This is a genomic window from Citrobacter sp. wls706 (assembly GCF_005281305.1).
In the GTDB taxonomy this organism is placed as follows: domain Bacteria; phylum Pseudomonadota; class Gammaproteobacteria; order Enterobacterales; family Enterobacteriaceae; genus Citrobacter; species Citrobacter werkmanii.
In genome coordinates this window covers 1-16,115 of the sequence record NZ_SZXG01000010.1, presented here as the reverse complement: position 1 = coordinate 16,115, position 16,115 = coordinate 1, and the positions used below count along the sequence as shown (strand labels likewise).

Sequence of the window (16,115 nt, the reverse complement as noted above, 5' to 3'; positions counted from 1 at the left end):
GCTATAGCGGACCTCGTTTCTTCCTCTTCTTTTTCCTGCTGTCATCTACACTTAACAAAAAAACAGCAAGGAAAATCTTATGCGTATTCTGCCCGTCGTTGCTGCAGTTACCGCTGCATTTCTGGTTGTCGCCTGCAGTACCCCTACACCGCCAAAAGGCGTTACCGTTGTGAATAACTTTGACGCTAAACGCTATCTTGGTACCTGGTATGAAATTGCACGTTTAGACCATCGCTTCGAACGTGGACTGGAAAAAGTGACCGCAACGTATAGCTTGCGCGACGACGGCGGTATCAACGTGATCAATAAGGGCTATAACCCGGACAGAGAGATGTGGCAAAAAACGGAGGGTAAAGCCTATTTCACTGGCGACCCAAATCGGGCTGCGCTCAAGGTGTCATTCTTCGGCCCCTTTTACGGCGGGTATAACGTGATTGCGCTCGACCGGGAATATCGCCACGCGCTGGTTTGCGGTCCGGATCGCGATTACCTGTGGATCCTTTCACGGACCCCCACCATTTCAGATGAAATGAAGCAGCAAATGTTGGCTATCGCGACCCGGGAAGGGTTTGACGTCAATAAACTGATTTGGGTAAAACAGCCTGGTACTTAGTGAGTGCTAAGCTTCAGACCAATAATACCAGCCACAATCAGCCCCAGACTCAGCAAACGCGCCGGACTGGCGGATTCACCCAACAGCAGAATCCCGGTAATGGCCGCCCCGACGGCGCCAATACCGGTCCAGACGGCATAGGCGGTCCCAACTGGCAAGGTGCGCATCGCCCAGGAGAGCATGGCGATACTGACGATCATCGCGACAATGGTGATAATGCTTGGCGTCAGACGAGTGAAGCCGTGGGTGTATTTCAGGCCAATCGCCCAAACAACTTCGAGCAAACCGGCAATTAATAAAATGATCCAGGACATATGAGGCTCCAGAACAATGGGGCCGTCCCCGGTGAAAGAAGCGTTTGCAGGTCGTCCTGCAAAGCTGGTGTGTGAAATGGCATTTTTGCCCGACAGAAAATGAATTTCAACCTTTTTATTCACCGTCTGTTAAAAGCAAGAATTAAGCATAATTAGCGGCGTAGTTCCCGCATTTGGCACTCATCGGAGTTCTCTATGATGAAGGGCTTTCTGAAATCAGGAAGTCGATTGCCCCTCTTTTGAATGCGAAAAGTTTATGCTTAAAATTTTAGTGATTGACCGATGCCACTTTACCCGCACAGGGATAGAGGCATTGCTTAATCATTCTGGCAGGTTCAACTCCTCATTTCTGGTATCAGGAATTAATAATCTTCTGTTGGCAAAAGAGCATATTTTGCAGTGGAAACCGCATCTGGTCATTGCGGATTTATACAGTTTTATTAGCGAGGCGCATTCCACTCCGCCAGTTAAGCCCTTTTTCATGAGCTGTGGCGTCATACCTCTGATCTTACTGCAATCAGCGGACAGACAACACGCGTCCATCCCGGCTTCTCAAGCCACCGCCTATTCGGTATTAACCAAACACACCTCGCTAAACGCACTTACACACACGATTCAGGAAGCGCTACAAGATCGCCCCACATTAGCATTAGCCGAAAATGCGACGCCACTGCTTACGCCGCAGGAGGAGAAAGTATTGTCAATGTGGATGGATGGCGTGAGTAACCAGGTTATAGCCGCCACGCTCAGCATTCATGGCAAAACGGTGTATACCTATAAACGAAATATTCGTCTGAAGCTTCATCTGGGGAACCGCTTCTCACCGTTCCTCTCACTCCCACACAGGGAGAGTTAACGGTACGACCCAGCGTCGTACCGTTGAGCATTATTGCTGAGCTTTTGTCGCCGCACCAGAGATAGCATTACCGCCGTCAGAAATATCCTCCCCTACGCCTCGCGTGGTATTACACGCGGTTAATACGGAAGAAAGTACCAACACAGAAAAGATCGCAGCAATTGTCTTCTTAATCATAACGTCTTCCTTTTCTAGCCAATATTGTTTGTGAATAGCTACTTAATAATAGACAAGATCCGGAAGTGTGATGGATAAACAACCGTTTTTCAGATTATGTGAGAAGTTTAACTGGCGGCGTGAGAGATTGAATTGCCGAGATGTTTGATGTCTTCACCGAAGCCGCGTGCGGTATTACAGCCCGCCAGTAGAGTGCTGGTGAAAAGGATTAGCATTACAAGACTGAGAAGACGTTTCATCATTCCTGCCCTGGAAAAAGTATGGCGCAGCAACCTGCGCCACAAGATCAAATAAGTGTCTTATTTTACGCGGGAAACGTATTCGCCTGAGCGAGTATCCACTTTGATCACTTCACCGATCTGTACGAACAGCGGAACTTTAACGACTGCGCCGGTAGACAGGGTAGCCGGTTTGCCGCCAGTACCAGCCGTATCGCCTTTCAGACCCGGGTCAGTATCAACGATTTCCAGCTCAACGAAGTTCGGCGGCGTCACGGAGATCGGCTGACCGTTCCACAGGGTCACGATGCATTCAGCCTGGTCCAGCAGCCATTTAGCGTTATCGCCTACCGCTTTCTCGTCTGCAGCCAGCTGTTCGAAAGTGGTGTTGTTCATGAAGTGCCAGAATTCACCGTCGCTATACAGGAAGGTCAGGTTCATGTCGGCTACATCTGCGCCTTCGGCAGAGTCGGTAGACTTGAAGGTTTTCTCTACGCGAGTACCGGTCAGCAGGCGACGCAGCTTAACGCGCGCAAACGCCTGGCCTTTACCTGGTTTAACGAATTCGCTGGCTTCAACCGCATAAGGTTCGCCGTCCAACATGATTTTAAGACCAGCACGAAAATCGTTGCTATAGTACGTTGCCATAAGGCCCTCTGAAAATTGTTAACTGGTAGCTAAGCCACAAAATGGCGCATATTGTAACCCTAAATACCCCATCCAGAGAAGATTGGTTATCGCAACTTGCCGATGTTGTGACCGATCCCGATGAACTTCTGCATCTTTTGAATATAGACGCAGATGAAAAACTGTTGGCCGGACGCGACGCGAGACGACTTTTCGCCCTGCGCGTGCCGCGCGCGTTTATTGCGCGCATGGAGAAAGGCAATCCAAACGATCCGCTTCTGCGTCAGGTACTTACCGCCGAGGAAGAGTTTGTTGCCGCCCCCGGTTACTCGACCGATCCGCTGGAGGAACAGCACAGTGTGGTTCCCGGCCTGCTGCACAAATATCGCAACCGGGCGCTGCTGCTGGTCAAAGGCGGCTGCGCGGTAAATTGTCGTTATTGCTTCCGCCGACACTTCCCGTACGCCGAAAATCAGGGCAACAAGCGCAACTGGCAAGTCGCTCTGGACTATATTACCGCCCATCCAGAACTGGATGAAATCATCTTCTCCGGCGGCGATCCGTTGATGGCCAAGGATCACGAACTGGACTGGCTGCTCACGCAGCTGGAAACCATTCCACACATTAAGCGTCTGCGCATTCACAGCCGTTTACCAATTGTGATCCCGGCGCGTATTACCGAAGGGCTGACCGAACGTTTTGCTCACTCTTCACTGCAAATTCTGCTGGTCAATCATATTAACCATGCCAATGAAGTTGATGAGACATTTCGTCAGGCGATGCTCAGACTGCGCAAAGCAGGCGTTACACTACTCAATCAAAGCGTATTGCTACGTGGTGTTAACGATAACGCCCAAACCCTGGCCGACCTTAGCAACGCATTGTTTGATGCGGGTGTTATGCCCTATTACCTGCATGTACTGGATAAAGTGCAGGGTGCCGCCCACTTTATGGTCAGCGACGAGGAAGCGCGTCAGATTATGCGTGAACTGCTGACGCTGGTTTCCGGTTACATGGTCCCTAAACTGGCGCGAGAAATTGGCGGAGAACCTAGTAAAACGCCGTTGGACCTGCAATTACGCCAGCAATAATTCTTAGTGAGTGTCCGATTATGGACACTCACTACCAATCCCGAGTATTTAATATCCGAGCAGGTAGAGTCGCACTTTTAATATGTGCTATTTTAACTAGCACTGTGCAACAACTCATTTGCAAATTTTATAAATTAATACAAATGTAGATTTCCAATAAATATATGGTTAGGGAGAACCCTGGATGGTTATTAGTATTAAGGGTATTAATACCAGTGTTATTCGTCAGAAGAATGAATTTGTTGCTCTGGCACTTAAGATCAAAGAACCAAGAAATAAAGAGTCGCTGTTTTTTCTCTCACCGTTGGGGCTAAGAGATTTGCTTATCGCCCTGGAGAGCAGACTCCATGCGAAGCACCAGCTTAGCGAAGAAGCGCGTTTGCAATATGAAAAAGAACGCGACAAAGCCAGTAAAAAGATGCACGAGAATATCCCGTTAATTCAGGAAGATGAGTTAAAAAATGCGGATATAAACCGTCGCATCAATTCGCTGATGTTAGTGGATGACAAAGGAGAAAGCTTAGCATTTTCTCTGACGCTACATGACGGACAAACCCACCAATTACTGATTAATGAACTGCAGATCCAGGTATTAGCCCATGCAATCATTCATGCAATAAATAATGCTGGCATGCAGGAATTAGCGTTAAGAATTACATCGCTGCTGGATTTCTTACCGCTGTACGATGTTGATTGCCAGCAAAACGACAATCTTGAATATGATTCATATACACAACCAGAATGGAAACTTAACCTGTTTAACCATTACCTGGCGATTATCTACCGCTATAAGGATGAAAAGGGTAAAGCTCAATTCTGTGGCTCAGTAGTAAAAACTCGCGCCCTTTCCGGCAGTAAAGAAGCTGAGGCCATTACCCGACGCCTTCTGGACTTCAGCCCACGACTGAAAAAACTTGCCGGTGTACCGTGCCAGGTGTTTGTCAGAACATTGACGGGTGATAAAACCCAAAAGCTCAATCAGGATCAGTGTTTGCGCGCGCTACATCATTTACGCGTTCAGTCTGCGCATAAAGCTCAGAATGCCTGATGGCGCTGCGCTTATCAGGCCTACGATCATGTGTACCGTAGGCCGGATAAGACGCTTTAGCGTCGCCATCCGGCATCAACCGCGTTTATCAATTTGGGCACTTATAAACCTGACCATTCATCTCGCTGGCGGTAGGCACAAAGCTGGACAGCATTCCCTGTGATGGGCTGCTGACGCCATAAATCACGTTACCACCCATTGCTGCGGCCTGGTTACGCAGATCGTTCGCTGCACCACGCATAGACCCACCCTCTTCGCCATGCTGACCAGAAAGCCAGTTGCTCTGCGTACCGGTTGCGGTGCCAATCAGCTGGCACTCTGCGCCTGGCTTGTCTTCGACAAAGCGTACGCTTTGTCCGGCTGAACTCAGTTCGTTGCTGGAGCTACAACCCGCCATCAGTAGCGCGGCACCAACGATCCCTGCTAAATATTTCACGTGCATGTCATTCCCCATAATCAATTAGTTGGACGTTATGTCCGTAGCTGAATCATATACTAAAAAGATGACCAAAAGAAAAACCCCCGGACAATTCTGCCCGGGGGTTTTCAATTCTGAGAGGTTCAGAACAACATGATTACATCATGCCGCCCATTCCACCCATACCGCCCATACCACCAGCAGCACCTAAGTCAGGCGCATCGCCTTTCGGCAGGTCGGTAACCATGCACTCGGTGGTGATCATCAGACCCGCAACAGAAGCTGCATACTGCAGAGCAGAACGCGTTACTTTGGTTGGATCCAGGATACCCATGTCGATCATGTTGCCGTATTCTTCAGTTGCAGCGTTGTAACCGTAGTTACCGTCACCCGCTTTCACGGTGTTAGCCACTACAGACGGCTCTTCGCCGCAGTTCAGAACGATTTGACGCAGCGGAGCTTCCATTGCGCGCAGCGCAACTTTGATACCGACGTTCTGGTCTTCGTTCTGACCTTTCAGGCCGGCAATTTTGGACGCTACGCGAATCAGCGCAACACCACCACCAGCAACCACGCCTTCTTCTACCGCAGCACGGGTTGCGTGCAGGGCATCTTCAACGCGAGCTTTCTTCTCTTTCATTTCAACTTCAGTCGCAGCACCAACTTTGATTACCGCAACGCCGCCTGCCAGTTTCGCTACGCGCTCCTGCAGTTTTTCACGGTCGTAGTCAGAAGTTGCTTCTTCGATCTGCTGACGAATCTGAGTTACGCGACCCTGGATTGCAGCTTCATCGCCTACGCCATCAATGATGGTGGTGGTGTCTTTGTTGATAACAACGCGTTTTGCCTGACCCAGATCTTCCAGAGTTGCTTTTTCCAGCTCCATACCGATCTCTTCAGAGATAACGGTACCACCGGTCAGGGTAGCGATATCTTGCAGCATCGCTTTACGACGATCGCCGAAGCCAGGTGCCTTAACAGCAGCGACTTTCACGATACCGCGCATGGTGTTAACAACCAGAGTTGCCAGCGCTTCGCCTTCAACATCTTCAGCGATGATCAGCAGCGGTTTGCCTGCTTTCGCTACGGCTTCCAGAACCGGCAGCATTTCACGGATGTTGGAGATTTTCTTATCAGCCAGCAGAATGAACGGGCTTTCCAGTTCTACAGCGCCAGTTTCCGGCTTGTTGATAAAGTAAGGAGACAGGTAGCCACGGTCGAACTGCATACCTTCAACCACGTCCAGTTCGTCCTGCAGACCGGTACCGTCTTCAACGGTAATCACGCCTTCTTTACCGACTTTGTCCATCGCTTCAGCGATCAGTTTACCTACGGTTTCGTCGGAGTTAGCGGAGATGGTACCAACCTGAGCAATAGCTTTGGAGTCAGAGCACGGTACGGACAGCGCTTTCAGTTCTTCAACGGCAGCAGCGACCGCTTTGTCGATACCGCGTTTCAGATCCATCGGGTTCATACCCGCAGCAACAGCTTTCAGACCTTCAGTGATGATGGACTGAGCCAGTACGGTTGCGGTGGTGGTACCGTCGCCTGCAGCATCGTTCGCTTTAGAGGCAACTTCTTTCACCATCTGCGCACCCATGTTTTCGAACTTGTCTTCCAGTTCGATTTCACGTGCTACGGAAACACCATCTTTAGTGATGGTCGGTGCACCGAAAGATTTATCCAGAACTACGTTACGGCCTTTTGGACCGAGGGTAACTTTCACTGCATCTGCCAGTACGTTGACGCCGCGCAGCATTTTCACACGAGCGTCGTTACCGAATTTTACGTCTTTAGCTGCCATTTTCTCTTTCCCTTAAATTCGTATGTTCAGTGTCGTTCGCGGATTAGGCTTCAACAATTGCCAGGATGTCACTTTCAGACATGATCAACACTTCTTCATTGTCGATCTTCTCAGATTTAACACCGTAGCCATCGTTGAAAATAACGATATCGCCGACTTTCACGTCCAGCGGCTGTACGGTACCGTTGTCCAAGATGCGACCCTTACCGACAGCGATGATTTCGCCACGAGTTGATTTACCTGCTGCAGAACCGGTCAGTACGATGCCGCCAGCAGATTTGGATTCAACTTCTTTACGTTTGACGATCACACGATCATGTAACGGACGAATACTCATTGATAGCTCTCCTTTGAGAAAGTCTTTATCAGTTATGGGTGACGCCGGCCCGTAAACGGTTTCCCGGCTAGTGACCAGAGAGATGGGGATGGGGTTTTGTGCCTTCAAGGGGGCAAGCGAAAAAAAATTTTTATCAGCAGAAAATCCCGTCAAAACACCGACGCACCTCACATTCCATAACGATTTCAGTCACGTCGTCATAAGCAAATCCGATTGTGATACCATCAAAAATCTGCGCTGTAGCCCAGTCAACGGGCATAACCGGATAACAACTTATGAGCGGACTGAAACAAGAGCTGGGACTGGCTCAGGGCGTTGGCCTGTTGTCGACATCATTGTTAGGTACAGGCGTTTTTGCCGTCCCCGCGCTGGCTGCGCTGGTGGCTGGCAACAATAGCTTGTGGGCCTGGCCGGTGCTAATTGTTTTAGTCTTTCCCGTGGCGATTGTCTTCGCCGTGCTCGGCCGCCATTTCCCCAGCGCGGGCGGCGTGGCGCATTTTGTCGGTATGGCCTTTGGCTCGCGCCTGGAGCGCGTCACCGGATGGTTGTTTTTATCAGTAATCCCCGTGGGCTTACCTGCGGCATTACATATTGCCGCAGGATTCGGCCAGGCGATGTTTGGCTGGCATGACGAGCAGCTTCTGCTGGCAGAACTCGGTACACTGGCGTTGGTCTGGTACATAGGCTCCCGCGGCGCCAGCTCCAGCGCTAACCTACAAACGGTCATTGCCGGGCTGATCGTTGCTCTCATTGTCGCCATCTGGTGGGCGGGCGATCTAAAACCCAATGAAATCCCTTTCCCTACGGTTAGCGAAATTGAACTTCCCGGACTGTTCGCCGCGCTGTCGGTGATGTTCTGGTGCTTTGTCGGCCTTGAAGCATTTGCCCACCTGGCCTCTGAATTTAAAAATCCGGAGCGAGACTTCCCGCGCGCGCTGATGATCGGTCTACTGCTGGCAGGTTCTGTCTACTGGGCATGCACCGTCGTCGTCCTTCATTTTGACGCTTACGGCGAGCAAATGGCAGCGGCGGCATCACTGCCCGAAATTGTTGTACAGCTGTTTGGCGTACAGGCACTGTGGGTCGCCTGCATTATTGGTTATCTGGCCTGCTTTGCCAGTCTCAACATTTATATTCAAAGTTTCGCCCGGCTGGTCTGGTCGCAAGCGCAATACAAGCCGGAGAGTTATCTGGCGCGTCTGTCCCCTCGTCATCTTCCGCGCAATGCGCTGAACGCCGTGCTAGGTTGCTGCGTGGTCAGTACCTTGTGCATCTATATGCTGCAAATCAATCTCGATGCGTTAATCGTCTACGCTAACGGCATCTTTATTATGATTTATCTGCTGTGCATGCTGGCAGGTTGTCGATTACTGAAAGGACACTATCGCGCATTGGCGATCGTTGGCGGTTTGCTATGTCTGCTATTGCTGGCGATGGTCGGTTGGAAGAGTCTCTATGCGCTGATTATGCTGGCGGCGCTGTGGCTGTTTTTACCCCGCAGGCCGGATAAGTCGACGCTGACGCCATCATCCGGCATATAAACATGTTTGCCGGATAGCGCTAACGCTTATCCGGCCTACAAACTGATACTTAATCCCGACGATCGTCTTTATGTTCAATACTGTCGCGATGCTCGTCTTTACGCTGAAACTCACCGTCAAAGGTCTCGCCCCCACCCGTTCCGGCGCTAAAACCACCGCCGGGCATACGAGAAAAACGCAAATGTGGCAGCAGTTTCATCGTCAGATGCTTCTGCACCGGGGGTAGTAAAAGAAGAAGACCAAGGAAATCGGTAAAAAAACCAGGCAGCACTAATAGCAGACCGGCAATAATCAGCGAAACGCTCTTGATCATTTCTGCAGCCGGGCTTTCACCTGCCGCCATTTTTTGTTGCATCAGTAAAAAGTTCTTAAATCCCTGGTTACGAACCAGAGACATCCCGATAACCGACGTAAAAATAACCAAAATCAGGGTCATCAGAACACCCAACACATGGGCAACCTGAATAAAAATAGATATCTCTATGTAAACATAGAGAAAAATGGCAAGTAATGGTATCCAGCGCAAAGGGGACTCCTGTTAATAACAGGCGTTTTGTACAACGTCTGTCCAAAAATTATGTTAATCGCATCGATTTGATATTGAGGTGGTTAGCAAAATTTCAAGCCGCTTGTACACTAATATTTAGTGTTAATCCTAAAGGGGTGATCTATTTCACAGAATAATAAATAAGGGGTAAATTCCACGTTTTAAGTGATCCAGATTACGGTAGAAATCCTGAACCAGCATATGATCTCGGGTATCAGACCGATGCAGGGGATAATCGTCGGTCGAGAAACAATCGAAATCACATATATCCTGTGTGTTTAGTCAAATCATTGGCAGCTTGAAAAAGAAGGTTCACATGTTAAACAACATTCGTATCGAAGAAGACTTGTTGGGTACCAGGGAAGTTCCAGCGGACGCTTACTATGGTGTTCACACTCTGAGAGCGATTGAAAACTTCTACATTAGCAACAACAAAATCAGCGACATTCCTGAATTTGTTCGCGGCATGGTAATGGTGAAAAAGGCAGCGGCTATGGCCAACAAAGAGCTGCAAACCATTCCTAAGAGTGTGGCAAATGCCATCATCGCGGCGTGTGATGAAGTCCTGAATAACGGAAAATGCATGGATCAGTTCCCGGTAGACGTTTACCAGGGTGGTGCGGGTACCTCCGTCAACATGAACACCAACGAAGTGCTGGCCAATATCGGTCTGGAACTGATGGGTCACCAGAAAGGTGAATATCAGTACCTGAACCCGAACGACCACGTTAACAAATGTCAGTCTACCAACGACGCATACCCAACTGGCTTCCGTATCGCGGTATACGCATCCATCATCAAACTGATTGATGCTCTGAACCAGCTGCGTGAAGGCTTCGAGAAAAAAGCCGATGAATTCCAGGACATCCTGAAAATGGGTCGTACCCAGTTGCAGGATGCTGTGCCGATGACCCTCGGTCAGGAATTCCGTGCTTTCAGCATCCTGCTGAAAGAAGAAGTGAAAAACATTGGGCGTACTGCAGAGCTGCTGCTGGAAGTTAACCTCGGCGCAACGGCAATCGGTACGGGTCTGAACACACCGAAAGAATACTCTCCGCTGGCAGTGAAAAAACTGGCTGAAGTAACCGGTTTTGCCTGTGTTCCTGCAGAAGACCTGATTGAAGCTACTTCTGACTGCGGCGCATACGTTATGGTGCACGGCGCACTGAAACGTCTGGCTGTGAAGATGTCCAAAATCTGTAACGACCTGCGTTTGCTCTCCTCTGGTCCACGTGCCGGCCTGAACGAGATCAACCTGCCGGAACTGCAGGCTGGCTCTTCCATCATGCCAGCTAAAGTGAACCCGGTTGTTCCGGAAGTCGTAAATCAGGTGTGCTTTAAAGTCATCGGTAACGACATCACTGTCACTATGGCGTCTGAAGCAGGTCAGCTGCAGCTGAACGTTATGGAGCCAGTAATCGGCCAGGCAATGTTCGAATCCATTCACATTCTGAGCAACGCTTGCTACAACCTGTTGGAAAAATGCGTTAGCGGCATTACTGCTAACAAAGAAGTGTGCGAAGCATTCGTTTACAACTCTATCGGTATCGTTACTTACCTTAACCCGTTCATCGGCCACCACAACGGCGACATCGTTGGTAAAATTTGTGCCGAAACCGGTAAGAGCGTACGTGAAGTTGTCCTGGAGCGCGGCCTGTTGACCGAAGCCGAGCTGGACGATATCTTCTCAGTACAGAACCTGATGCACCCGGCTTATAAAGCAAAACGTTATACTGATGAAAGCGAACAGTAATCGTGTAGGGTAGTACCAGAGAAGGCACGTCAGATGACGTGCCTTTTTTCTTGCACGAAGTTACTTAAAAACAACAATTTAATATCAACTTGTTAAACAACAAGGAAGGCTAATATGATAGTTTTAGAACTTATCATCGTTTTGCTGGCAATCTTTTTAGGTGCCAGACTTGGGGGTATCGGTATTGGATTTGCAGGTGGGCTGGGTGTCCTGGTTCTCGCCGCTATCGGCGTAAAACCCGGTAATATCCCGTTCGATGTCATTTCCATTATCATGGCGGTTATCGCTGCCATCTCAGCTATGCAGATTGCAGGTGGTCTGGACTATCTGGTTCATCAAACTGAAAAACTGCTGCGTAAGAACCCGAAATACATCACGATCCTTGCACCCATCGTGACCTATTTCCTGACCATCTTTGCGGGTACGGGTAACATCTCTCTGGCAACTCTGCCGGTTATCGCTGAAGTTGCGAAGGAACAAGGGATCAAACCTTGCCGTCCGCTCTCAACTGCGGTGGTTTCTGCTCAGATTGCGATCACAGCATCACCAATCTCTGCAGCCGTGGTTTACATGTCTTCCGTAATGGAAGGTCATGGCATCAGCTATATTCACCTGCTGTCCGTGGTTATTCCGTCCACCCTGCTGGCCGTTCTGGTAATGTCCTTCCTGGTGACTATGCTGTTCAACTCTAAACTGTCTGACGATCCGATTTATCGTAAACGTCTGGAAGAAGGTTTGGTTGAACTGCGTGGTGAAAGACAAGTTGAAATCAAAGCAGGCGCAAAAACTTCCGTTTGGCTGTTCCTGCTGGGCGTAATTTGCGTTGTTGTCTATGCGATCGTCAACAGCCCAAGCCTGGGTCTGGTCGCTAAACCGCTGATGAATACCACCAATGCTATCCTGATCATCATGCTGAGCATCGCGACGCTGACCACCATCATCTGCCGCGTTGAAACGGATTCCATCCTCAACTCCAGTACCTTCAAAGCCGGTATGAGCGCCTGTATTTGTATCCTGGGCGTTGCGTGGTTGGGTGATACCTTCGTATCTCACAACATTGACTGGATCAAAGATACTGCAGGTAGCGTAATTCAGGGCCATCCGTGGCTGCTGGCTGTCATCTTCTTCTTTGCTTCTGCGCTGCTGCACTCTCAGGCAGCAACCGCTAAAGCACTGATGCCGATGGCTCTGGCGCTGAACGTTTCCCCGCTGACCGCTGTTGCCTCTTTCGCAGCTGTTTCCGGCCTGTTCATTCTGCCAACCTACCCAACTCTGGTTGCGGCGGTTCAGATGGATGACACCGGTACAACCCGTATCGGTAAATTCGTCTTTAACCATCCGTTCTTCATCCCAGGTACTCTGGGTGTGGTTCTGGCTGTCTGCTTCGGCTTCTTGCTGGGCAGCTTCATGCTGTAAAATTTTCCTGCAGGGTGCCTCTGCACCCTGCAGTTCCTCCGCTTCATCACCCCGCTTTAGCTAACATCCTTCCCTCGTCCGTTGTATAGTGACCACTCTTTAGCTGGTTACTCTGTTCTTTCGAGGTGTTTATGCTTGATGTAAAGAGTCAGGATATTTCCATCCCCGATACCGTTGTGGTGCTCTGTACTGCTCCGGATGAAGCAACCGCCCAGGATCTGGCTGCAAAAGTGCTGGCGGAAAAGCTGGCAGCCTGCGTGACACTTCTGCCCGGAGCAACCTCCCTCTATTATTGGGAAGGTAAACTGGAGCAGGAATATGAAGTCCAGATGATTTTAAAAACCACCGTCACGCACCAGCAAGCCCTTCTCGATTGCCTGAAGTCACATCACCCGTATCAAACACCTGAACTTCTGGTTTTACCCGTCACTCACGGAGACTTTGATTACCGCTCATGGCTCAACGCATCCTTACGCTGATCCTGCTGCTGTGCAGCACATCTACCTTTGCCGGATTATTTGACGCGCCCGGCCGCTCGCAGTTTGTTCCTGCCGATCGGGCGTTTGTTTTTGATTTTCAGCAAAACCAACACGATCTGAACCTCTCATGGCAGGTAAAAGATGGCTACTATCTCTATCGCAAACAGATAAGCATTACGCCATCTCAGGCCGATATTGCCGAGGTAAAACTGCCGCCAGGCGTCTGGCATGAAGATGAGTTTTACGGCAAAAGTGAGATTTACCGTAAACAGTTGAATATTCCGGTCACGGTTAATCAGGCCGCATCTGGCGCAACATTAACCGTCACTTATCAAGGGTGTGCCGACGCCGGTTTTTGCTATCCGCCGGAAACGAAAACAGTACCCTTAAGTGAAGTGTCAGTTGCTGCCGGGGGTGCTCCAGCTCCTGTCACTGAAGCCCCGGAAGAGAAACCACAGCCCGCAGCCCAACTTCCCTTTTCCGCACTGTGGGCATTGCTAATCGGCATTGGCATCGCTTTCACGCCCTGCGTACTGCCGATGTATCCGCTGATTTCCGGCATCGTGCTGGGCGGCAAGCAACGGTTATCAACCGGGCGAGCGCTGCTGCTGACGTTTATCTACGTCCAGGGAATGGCGCTCACCTATACTGCGCTGGGTCTGGTTGTTGCCGCCGCCGGATTACAGTTTCAGGCGGCGTTACAGCATCCTTATGTTCTGATCGGTCTTGCCATCATCTTTACGCTGCTGGCTCTGTCTATGTTCGGCCTGTTCACGCTGCAACTCCCTTCCTCATTGCAAACGCGCCTCACGTTGCTGAGTAACCGCCAGCAAGGCGGCTCTCCCGGTAGCGTCTTTACGATGGGGGCGATTGCGGGTCTCATCTGTTCTCCTTGCACAACAGCGCCGCTAAGCGCGATTTTGCTGTATATCGCTCAGAGCGGAAATATGTGGCTGGGAGGCGGTACGCTGTATCTGTACGCGCTGGGGATGGGCTTACCACTGATGTTGATTACCGTCTTTGGCAACCGCCTGCTGCCTAAGAGCGGTCCATGGATGGAACAGGTTAAAACCGCTTTCGGCTTTGTCATTCTGGCGCTTCCCGTCTTCTTGCTTGAACGCATCATTGGCGACGTATGGGGCGTGCGCCTGTGGTCGCTGTTGGGCGTCGCGTTCTTTAGCTGGGCATTCATTACCAGCCTGCAGACAAAGCACGCCTGGATGCGCATCGTGCAGATTGTCCTGTTAGCCGCAGCGCTTGTCAGTGTACGTCCATTGCAGGACTGGGCGTTTGGCACGCCGCATGCTCAAACCCAGACACACCTTAACTTCACGCCGGTGGCCTCGGTGGAGGCGTTAAATCAGGCGCTGGCACAAGCTAAAGGCAGGCCCGTCATGTTGGATCTGTATGCCGACTGGTGCGTGGCCTGTAAGGAGTTTGAGAAGTACACCTTCAGCGATCCGCAGGTTCAGCAAGCGCTAGGCGACACAGTGCTTTTACAGGCGGACGTAACTGCAAACAATGCCAAGGATGTCGCTCTCCTGAAACATCTACAGGTTTTAGGTTTGCCCACTATCCTGTTTTTTGATGCCGAGGGTAAAGAGCATCCGGAGGCTCGGGTAACGGGCTTTATGGATGCAGCGGCCTTCAGCGCACATTTGCGCGATCGTCAACCGTGAGCGACACTTGCAAAAGGAAATACGGAGGAGAATACCGTGCAACGTGAAGATGTCCTGGGAGAAGCCCTGAAATTACTTGAGGTTCAAGGGATAGCCAATACCACGCTGGAAATGGTGGCCGAACGTATCGATTATCCGCTTGATGAACTACAGCGCTTTTGGCCAGATAAAGAGGCCATCCTGTATGATGCGTTACGTTACCTCAGCCAGCGGGTGGATATCTGGCGGCGTCAGCTTTTGCTGGATGAGACCCTGAGCGCTGAACAGAAATTACTGGCACGCTACAGCGCGCTATCCGAATGCGTGAGCAATAATCGCTATCCCGGCTGCCTGTTCATTGCCGCCTGCACGTTTTATCCCGATCCTGGACATCCAATCCACCAGTTAGCCGACCAACAAAAAAAAGCAGCGCATGACTTCACTCATGAGCTACTGACTACGCTGGAAGTTGACGACCCGGCCATGGTCGCCAAACAGATGGAACTGGTGCTGGAGGGATGTCTGAGCCGCATGCTGGTGAATCGTAGCCATGCTGATGTCGAAACGGCACACCGTCTGGCGGAAGATATTCTGCGCTTTGCCCAGTGCCGTATGGGTGGCGCGCTAACCTAAGCGAACAGGCCCGTCCAGGCCGAAGTGAGTGAGCATCAGTCGCTGAAAACGCACCATCGCCACGGTGGTGCGAAATAATCTGTTAACCGCCCTGGTCAGCGTTTTATTAAAATGCAGCGAATTACTCTTTTGCTATATAGCCCTCTTCTTTCGCTCAGCATTCCCTGTCGACATCATGACGGTCTGGAAGATTTGTGCAAACTTCAGGCACAAACGCACAGATTGCCGCAATATTAAGCGGTTGAACCGTTTTTCCTGAAATTTGATTGACTGACAGACGTGAATACGGTTTAATGCGCCCCGTTGCCCGGATAGCTCAGTCGGTAGAGCAGGGGATTGAAAATCCCCGTGTCCTTGGTTCGATTCCGAGTCCGGGCACCACTATTTAAAGAACCCGCCCACAAGGCGGGTTTTTGCTTTTGTAGTTTCTGATAGCTTCCAGCCGATCGTTTTACTCTATTTCTGACCCACCACCTCTCACCAACTCCACACGCAAACTCAATCTCGCAGTTAGCAGCCAACTTCAGTAAGCAGACACCAGGGATACTATATAAAAATGGGATTCAGCGTGACGGGACGTACAGA

General features: G+C 50.4%; 18 protein-coding genes and 1 tRNA gene. 11 read left to right on the top strand and 8 right to left on the bottom strand.

From position 1 onward, the window contains the following. Nucleotides 1-79: 79 nt before the first annotated feature. Nucleotides 80-613 carry a lipocalin family protein gene (locus tag FDW92_RS03720; protein ID WP_042312840.1) on the top strand — a complete coding sequence of 178 codons (534 nt, stop codon included), beginning with the start codon at nucleotides 80-82 and terminating at the stop codon, nucleotides 611-613. Here the strand turns inward: FDW92_RS03720 and sugE are convergent. Next, entirely contained in the window at nucleotides 610-927 is a 318-nt protein-coding gene (gene sugE / locus FDW92_RS03715) for a quaternary ammonium compound efflux SMR transporter SugE (protein WP_038642963.1), read from the bottom strand. The two genes, FDW92_RS03720 and sugE, sit on opposite strands and share 4 nt — an antisense overlap. 256 nt (nucleotides 928-1,183) lie before the next feature. On the opposite strand from sugE, the gene FDW92_RS03710 reads away from it, so the two are divergent. Continuing rightward, complete coding sequence (locus FDW92_RS03710) at nucleotides 1,184-1,783, top strand: LuxR C-terminal-related transcriptional regulator (protein WP_042312843.1); 600 nt, start codon at nucleotides 1,184-1,186, stop codon at nucleotides 1,781-1,783. A gap of 30 nt (nucleotides 1,784-1,813) precedes the next feature. Here the strand turns inward: FDW92_RS03710 and ecnB are convergent, their stop codons facing one another. The 3 genes from ecnB to efp all read right to left on the bottom strand — a co-directional run bounded on the left by ecnB (nucleotide 1,814) and on the right by efp (nucleotide 2,826). Next, complete coding sequence (gene ecnB, locus FDW92_RS03705; protein ID WP_032940256.1) at nucleotides 1,814-1,960, bottom strand: lipoprotein toxin entericidin B; 147 nt, start codon at nucleotides 1,958-1,960, stop codon at nucleotides 1,814-1,816. 107 nt (nucleotides 1,961-2,067) lie between these two features. Further along, nucleotides 2,068-2,202: a lipoprotein antitoxin entericidin A gene (ecnA, locus tag FDW92_RS03700; RefSeq protein WP_016151394.1), complete on the bottom strand. Its 135-nt coding sequence runs from the start codon at nucleotides 2,200-2,202 to the stop codon at nucleotides 2,068-2,070. Between the two features lie 57 nt (nucleotides 2,203-2,259). Continuing rightward, on the bottom strand, nucleotides 2,260-2,826 hold the full coding sequence (gene efp / locus FDW92_RS03695) for an elongation factor P (RefSeq protein WP_042312845.1): 567 nt from the start codon (nucleotides 2,824-2,826) through the stop codon (nucleotides 2,260-2,262). 41 nt (nucleotides 2,827-2,867) lie between these two features. On the opposite strand from efp, the gene epmB reads away from it, so the two are divergent. Both epmB and yjeJ read left to right on the top strand, forming a co-directional pair. Then, nucleotides 2,868-3,896 carry an EF-P beta-lysylation protein EpmB gene (gene epmB, locus FDW92_RS03690; protein ID WP_042312847.1) on the top strand — a complete coding sequence of 343 codons (1,029 nt, stop codon included), beginning with the start codon at nucleotides 2,868-2,870 and terminating at the stop codon, nucleotides 3,894-3,896. Nucleotides 3,897-4,080: 184 nt separating this feature from the next. Beyond that, nucleotides 4,081-4,944 (top strand): YjeJ family protein, encoded by an 864-nt coding sequence (gene yjeJ / locus FDW92_RS03685; RefSeq protein ID WP_042312849.1) that lies wholly within the window; start codon nucleotides 4,081-4,083, stop codon nucleotides 4,942-4,944. A gap of 88 nt (nucleotides 4,945-5,032) precedes the next feature. Here the strand turns inward: yjeJ and FDW92_RS03680 are convergent, their stop codons facing one another. From FDW92_RS03680 to FDW92_RS03670, 3 genes are all read right to left on the bottom strand, one after another. Further along, complete coding sequence (locus FDW92_RS03680; RefSeq protein ID WP_042312852.1) at nucleotides 5,033-5,386, bottom strand: DUF4156 domain-containing protein; 354 nt, start codon at nucleotides 5,384-5,386, stop codon at nucleotides 5,033-5,035. A 133-nt stretch (nucleotides 5,387-5,519) separates the two neighbouring features. After that, nucleotides 5,520-7,166 (bottom strand): chaperonin GroEL, encoded by a 1,647-nt coding sequence (gene groL, locus FDW92_RS03675; protein WP_006686275.1) that lies wholly within the window; start codon nucleotides 7,164-7,166, stop codon nucleotides 5,520-5,522. A gap of 43 nt (nucleotides 7,167-7,209) precedes the next feature. After that, nucleotides 7,210-7,503, bottom strand: a complete 294-nt coding sequence (locus tag FDW92_RS03670) for a co-chaperone GroES (protein ID WP_000027827.1) — start codon at nucleotides 7,501-7,503, stop codon at nucleotides 7,210-7,212. 275 nt (nucleotides 7,504-7,778) lie between these two features. Between FDW92_RS03670 and yjeH the strand changes: the two genes are divergently transcribed. Beyond that, nucleotides 7,779-9,044: an L-methionine/branched-chain amino acid transporter gene (yjeH, locus tag FDW92_RS03665; protein WP_042312854.1), complete on the top strand. Its 1,266-nt coding sequence runs from the start codon at nucleotides 7,779-7,781 to the stop codon at nucleotides 9,042-9,044. 49 nt (nucleotides 9,045-9,093) lie between these two features. On the opposite strand, the gene FDW92_RS03660 is transcribed toward yjeH, so the two are convergent. Beyond that, a complete protein-coding gene (locus FDW92_RS03660) occupies nucleotides 9,094-9,570 on the bottom strand; it encodes an FxsA family protein (protein WP_006686272.1) in 477 nt (158 codons plus the stop codon). Between the two features lie 337 nt (nucleotides 9,571-9,907). Here FDW92_RS03660 and aspA point away from each other — a divergent pair, with 337 nt between their 5' ends. The 6 genes from aspA (at nucleotide 9,908) to FDW92_RS03625 (ending at nucleotide 15,911) form a co-directional block, all read left to right on the top strand. Then, nucleotides 9,908-11,344, top strand: coding sequence for an aspartate ammonia-lyase (gene aspA, locus FDW92_RS03655; RefSeq protein WP_032940252.1), 1,437 nt, complete (start codon nucleotides 9,908-9,910; stop codon nucleotides 11,342-11,344). Nucleotides 11,345-11,458: 114 nt separating this feature from the next. After that, nucleotides 11,459-12,760 carry an anaerobic C4-dicarboxylate transporter DcuA gene (gene dcuA / locus FDW92_RS03650; RefSeq protein WP_137400544.1) on the top strand — a complete coding sequence of 434 codons (1,302 nt, stop codon included), beginning with the start codon at nucleotides 11,459-11,461 and terminating at the stop codon, nucleotides 12,758-12,760. Nucleotides 12,761-12,891: 131 nt separating this feature from the next. Further along, nucleotides 12,892-13,239 carry a divalent cation tolerance protein CutA gene (cutA, locus tag FDW92_RS03645; protein WP_003025447.1) on the top strand — a complete coding sequence of 116 codons (348 nt, stop codon included), beginning with the start codon at nucleotides 12,892-12,894 and terminating at the stop codon, nucleotides 13,237-13,239. Next, nucleotides 13,215-14,918, top strand: coding sequence for a protein-disulfide reductase DsbD (locus tag FDW92_RS03640; RefSeq protein WP_042312857.1), 1,704 nt, complete (start codon nucleotides 13,215-13,217; stop codon nucleotides 14,916-14,918). The genes cutA and FDW92_RS03640 overlap by 25 nt, the downstream gene beginning before the upstream one ends. 36 nt (nucleotides 14,919-14,954) lie before the next feature. Further along, entirely contained in the window at nucleotides 14,955-15,530 is a 576-nt protein-coding gene (locus tag FDW92_RS03635; RefSeq protein ID WP_006686267.1) for a transcriptional regulator, read from the top strand. A 305-nt stretch (nucleotides 15,531-15,835) separates the two neighbouring features. Next, nucleotides 15,836-15,911, top strand: a tRNA-Phe gene (locus tag FDW92_RS03625). Nucleotides 15,912-16,115: the final 204 nt, after the last annotated feature.

Excerpts from the sequence above, each read along its gene's own strand:
- cutA (WP_003025447.1), top strand. The coding sequence starts at position 12,892 with ATGCTTGATGTAAAGAGTCAGGATATTTCCATCCCCGATACCGTTGTG.
- yjeJ (WP_042312849.1), top strand. The coding sequence starts at position 4,081 with ATGGTTATTAGTATTAAGGGTATTAATACCAGTGTTATTCGTCAGAAG.
- groL (WP_006686275.1), bottom strand. The coding sequence starts at position 7,166 with ATGGCAGCTAAAGACGTAAAATTCGGTAACGACGCTCGTGTGAAAATG.
- aspA (WP_032940252.1), top strand. The coding sequence starts at position 9,908 with ATGTTAAACAACATTCGTATCGAAGAAGACTTGTTGGGTACCAGGGAA.
- FDW92_RS03680 (WP_042312852.1), bottom strand. The coding sequence starts at position 5,386 with ATGCACGTGAAATATTTAGCAGGGATCGTTGGTGCCGCGCTACTGATG.
- FDW92_RS03710 (WP_042312843.1), top strand. The coding sequence starts at position 1,184 with ATGCTTAAAATTTTAGTGATTGACCGATGCCACTTTACCCGCACAGGG.
- yjeH (WP_042312854.1), top strand. The coding sequence starts at position 7,779 with ATGAGCGGACTGAAACAAGAGCTGGGACTGGCTCAGGGCGTTGGCCTG.
- FDW92_RS03640 (WP_042312857.1), top strand. The coding sequence starts at position 13,215 with ATGGCTCAACGCATCCTTACGCTGATCCTGCTGCTGTGCAGCACATCT.
- FDW92_RS03720 (WP_042312840.1), top strand. The coding sequence starts at position 80 with ATGCGTATTCTGCCCGTCGTTGCTGCAGTTACCGCTGCATTTCTGGTT.
- dcuA (WP_137400544.1), top strand. The coding sequence starts at position 11,459 with ATGATAGTTTTAGAACTTATCATCGTTTTGCTGGCAATCTTTTTAGGT.
- ecnB (WP_032940256.1), bottom strand. The coding sequence starts at position 1,960 with ATGATTAAGAAGACAATTGCTGCGATCTTTTCTGTGTTGGTACTTTCT.
- FDW92_RS03670 (WP_000027827.1), bottom strand. The coding sequence starts at position 7,503 with ATGAGTATTCGTCCGTTACATGATCGTGTGATCGTCAAACGTAAAGAA.
- epmB (WP_042312847.1), top strand. The coding sequence starts at position 2,868 with ATGGCGCATATTGTAACCCTAAATACCCCATCCAGAGAAGATTGGTTA.
- sugE (WP_038642963.1), bottom strand. The coding sequence starts at position 927 with ATGTCCTGGATCATTTTATTAATTGCCGGTTTGCTCGAAGTTGTTTGG.
- efp (WP_042312845.1), bottom strand. The coding sequence starts at position 2,826 with ATGGCAACGTACTATAGCAACGATTTTCGTGCTGGTCTTAAAATCATG.
- ecnA (WP_016151394.1), bottom strand. The coding sequence starts at position 2,202 with ATGATGAAACGTCTTCTCAGTCTTGTAATGCTAATCCTTTTCACCAGC.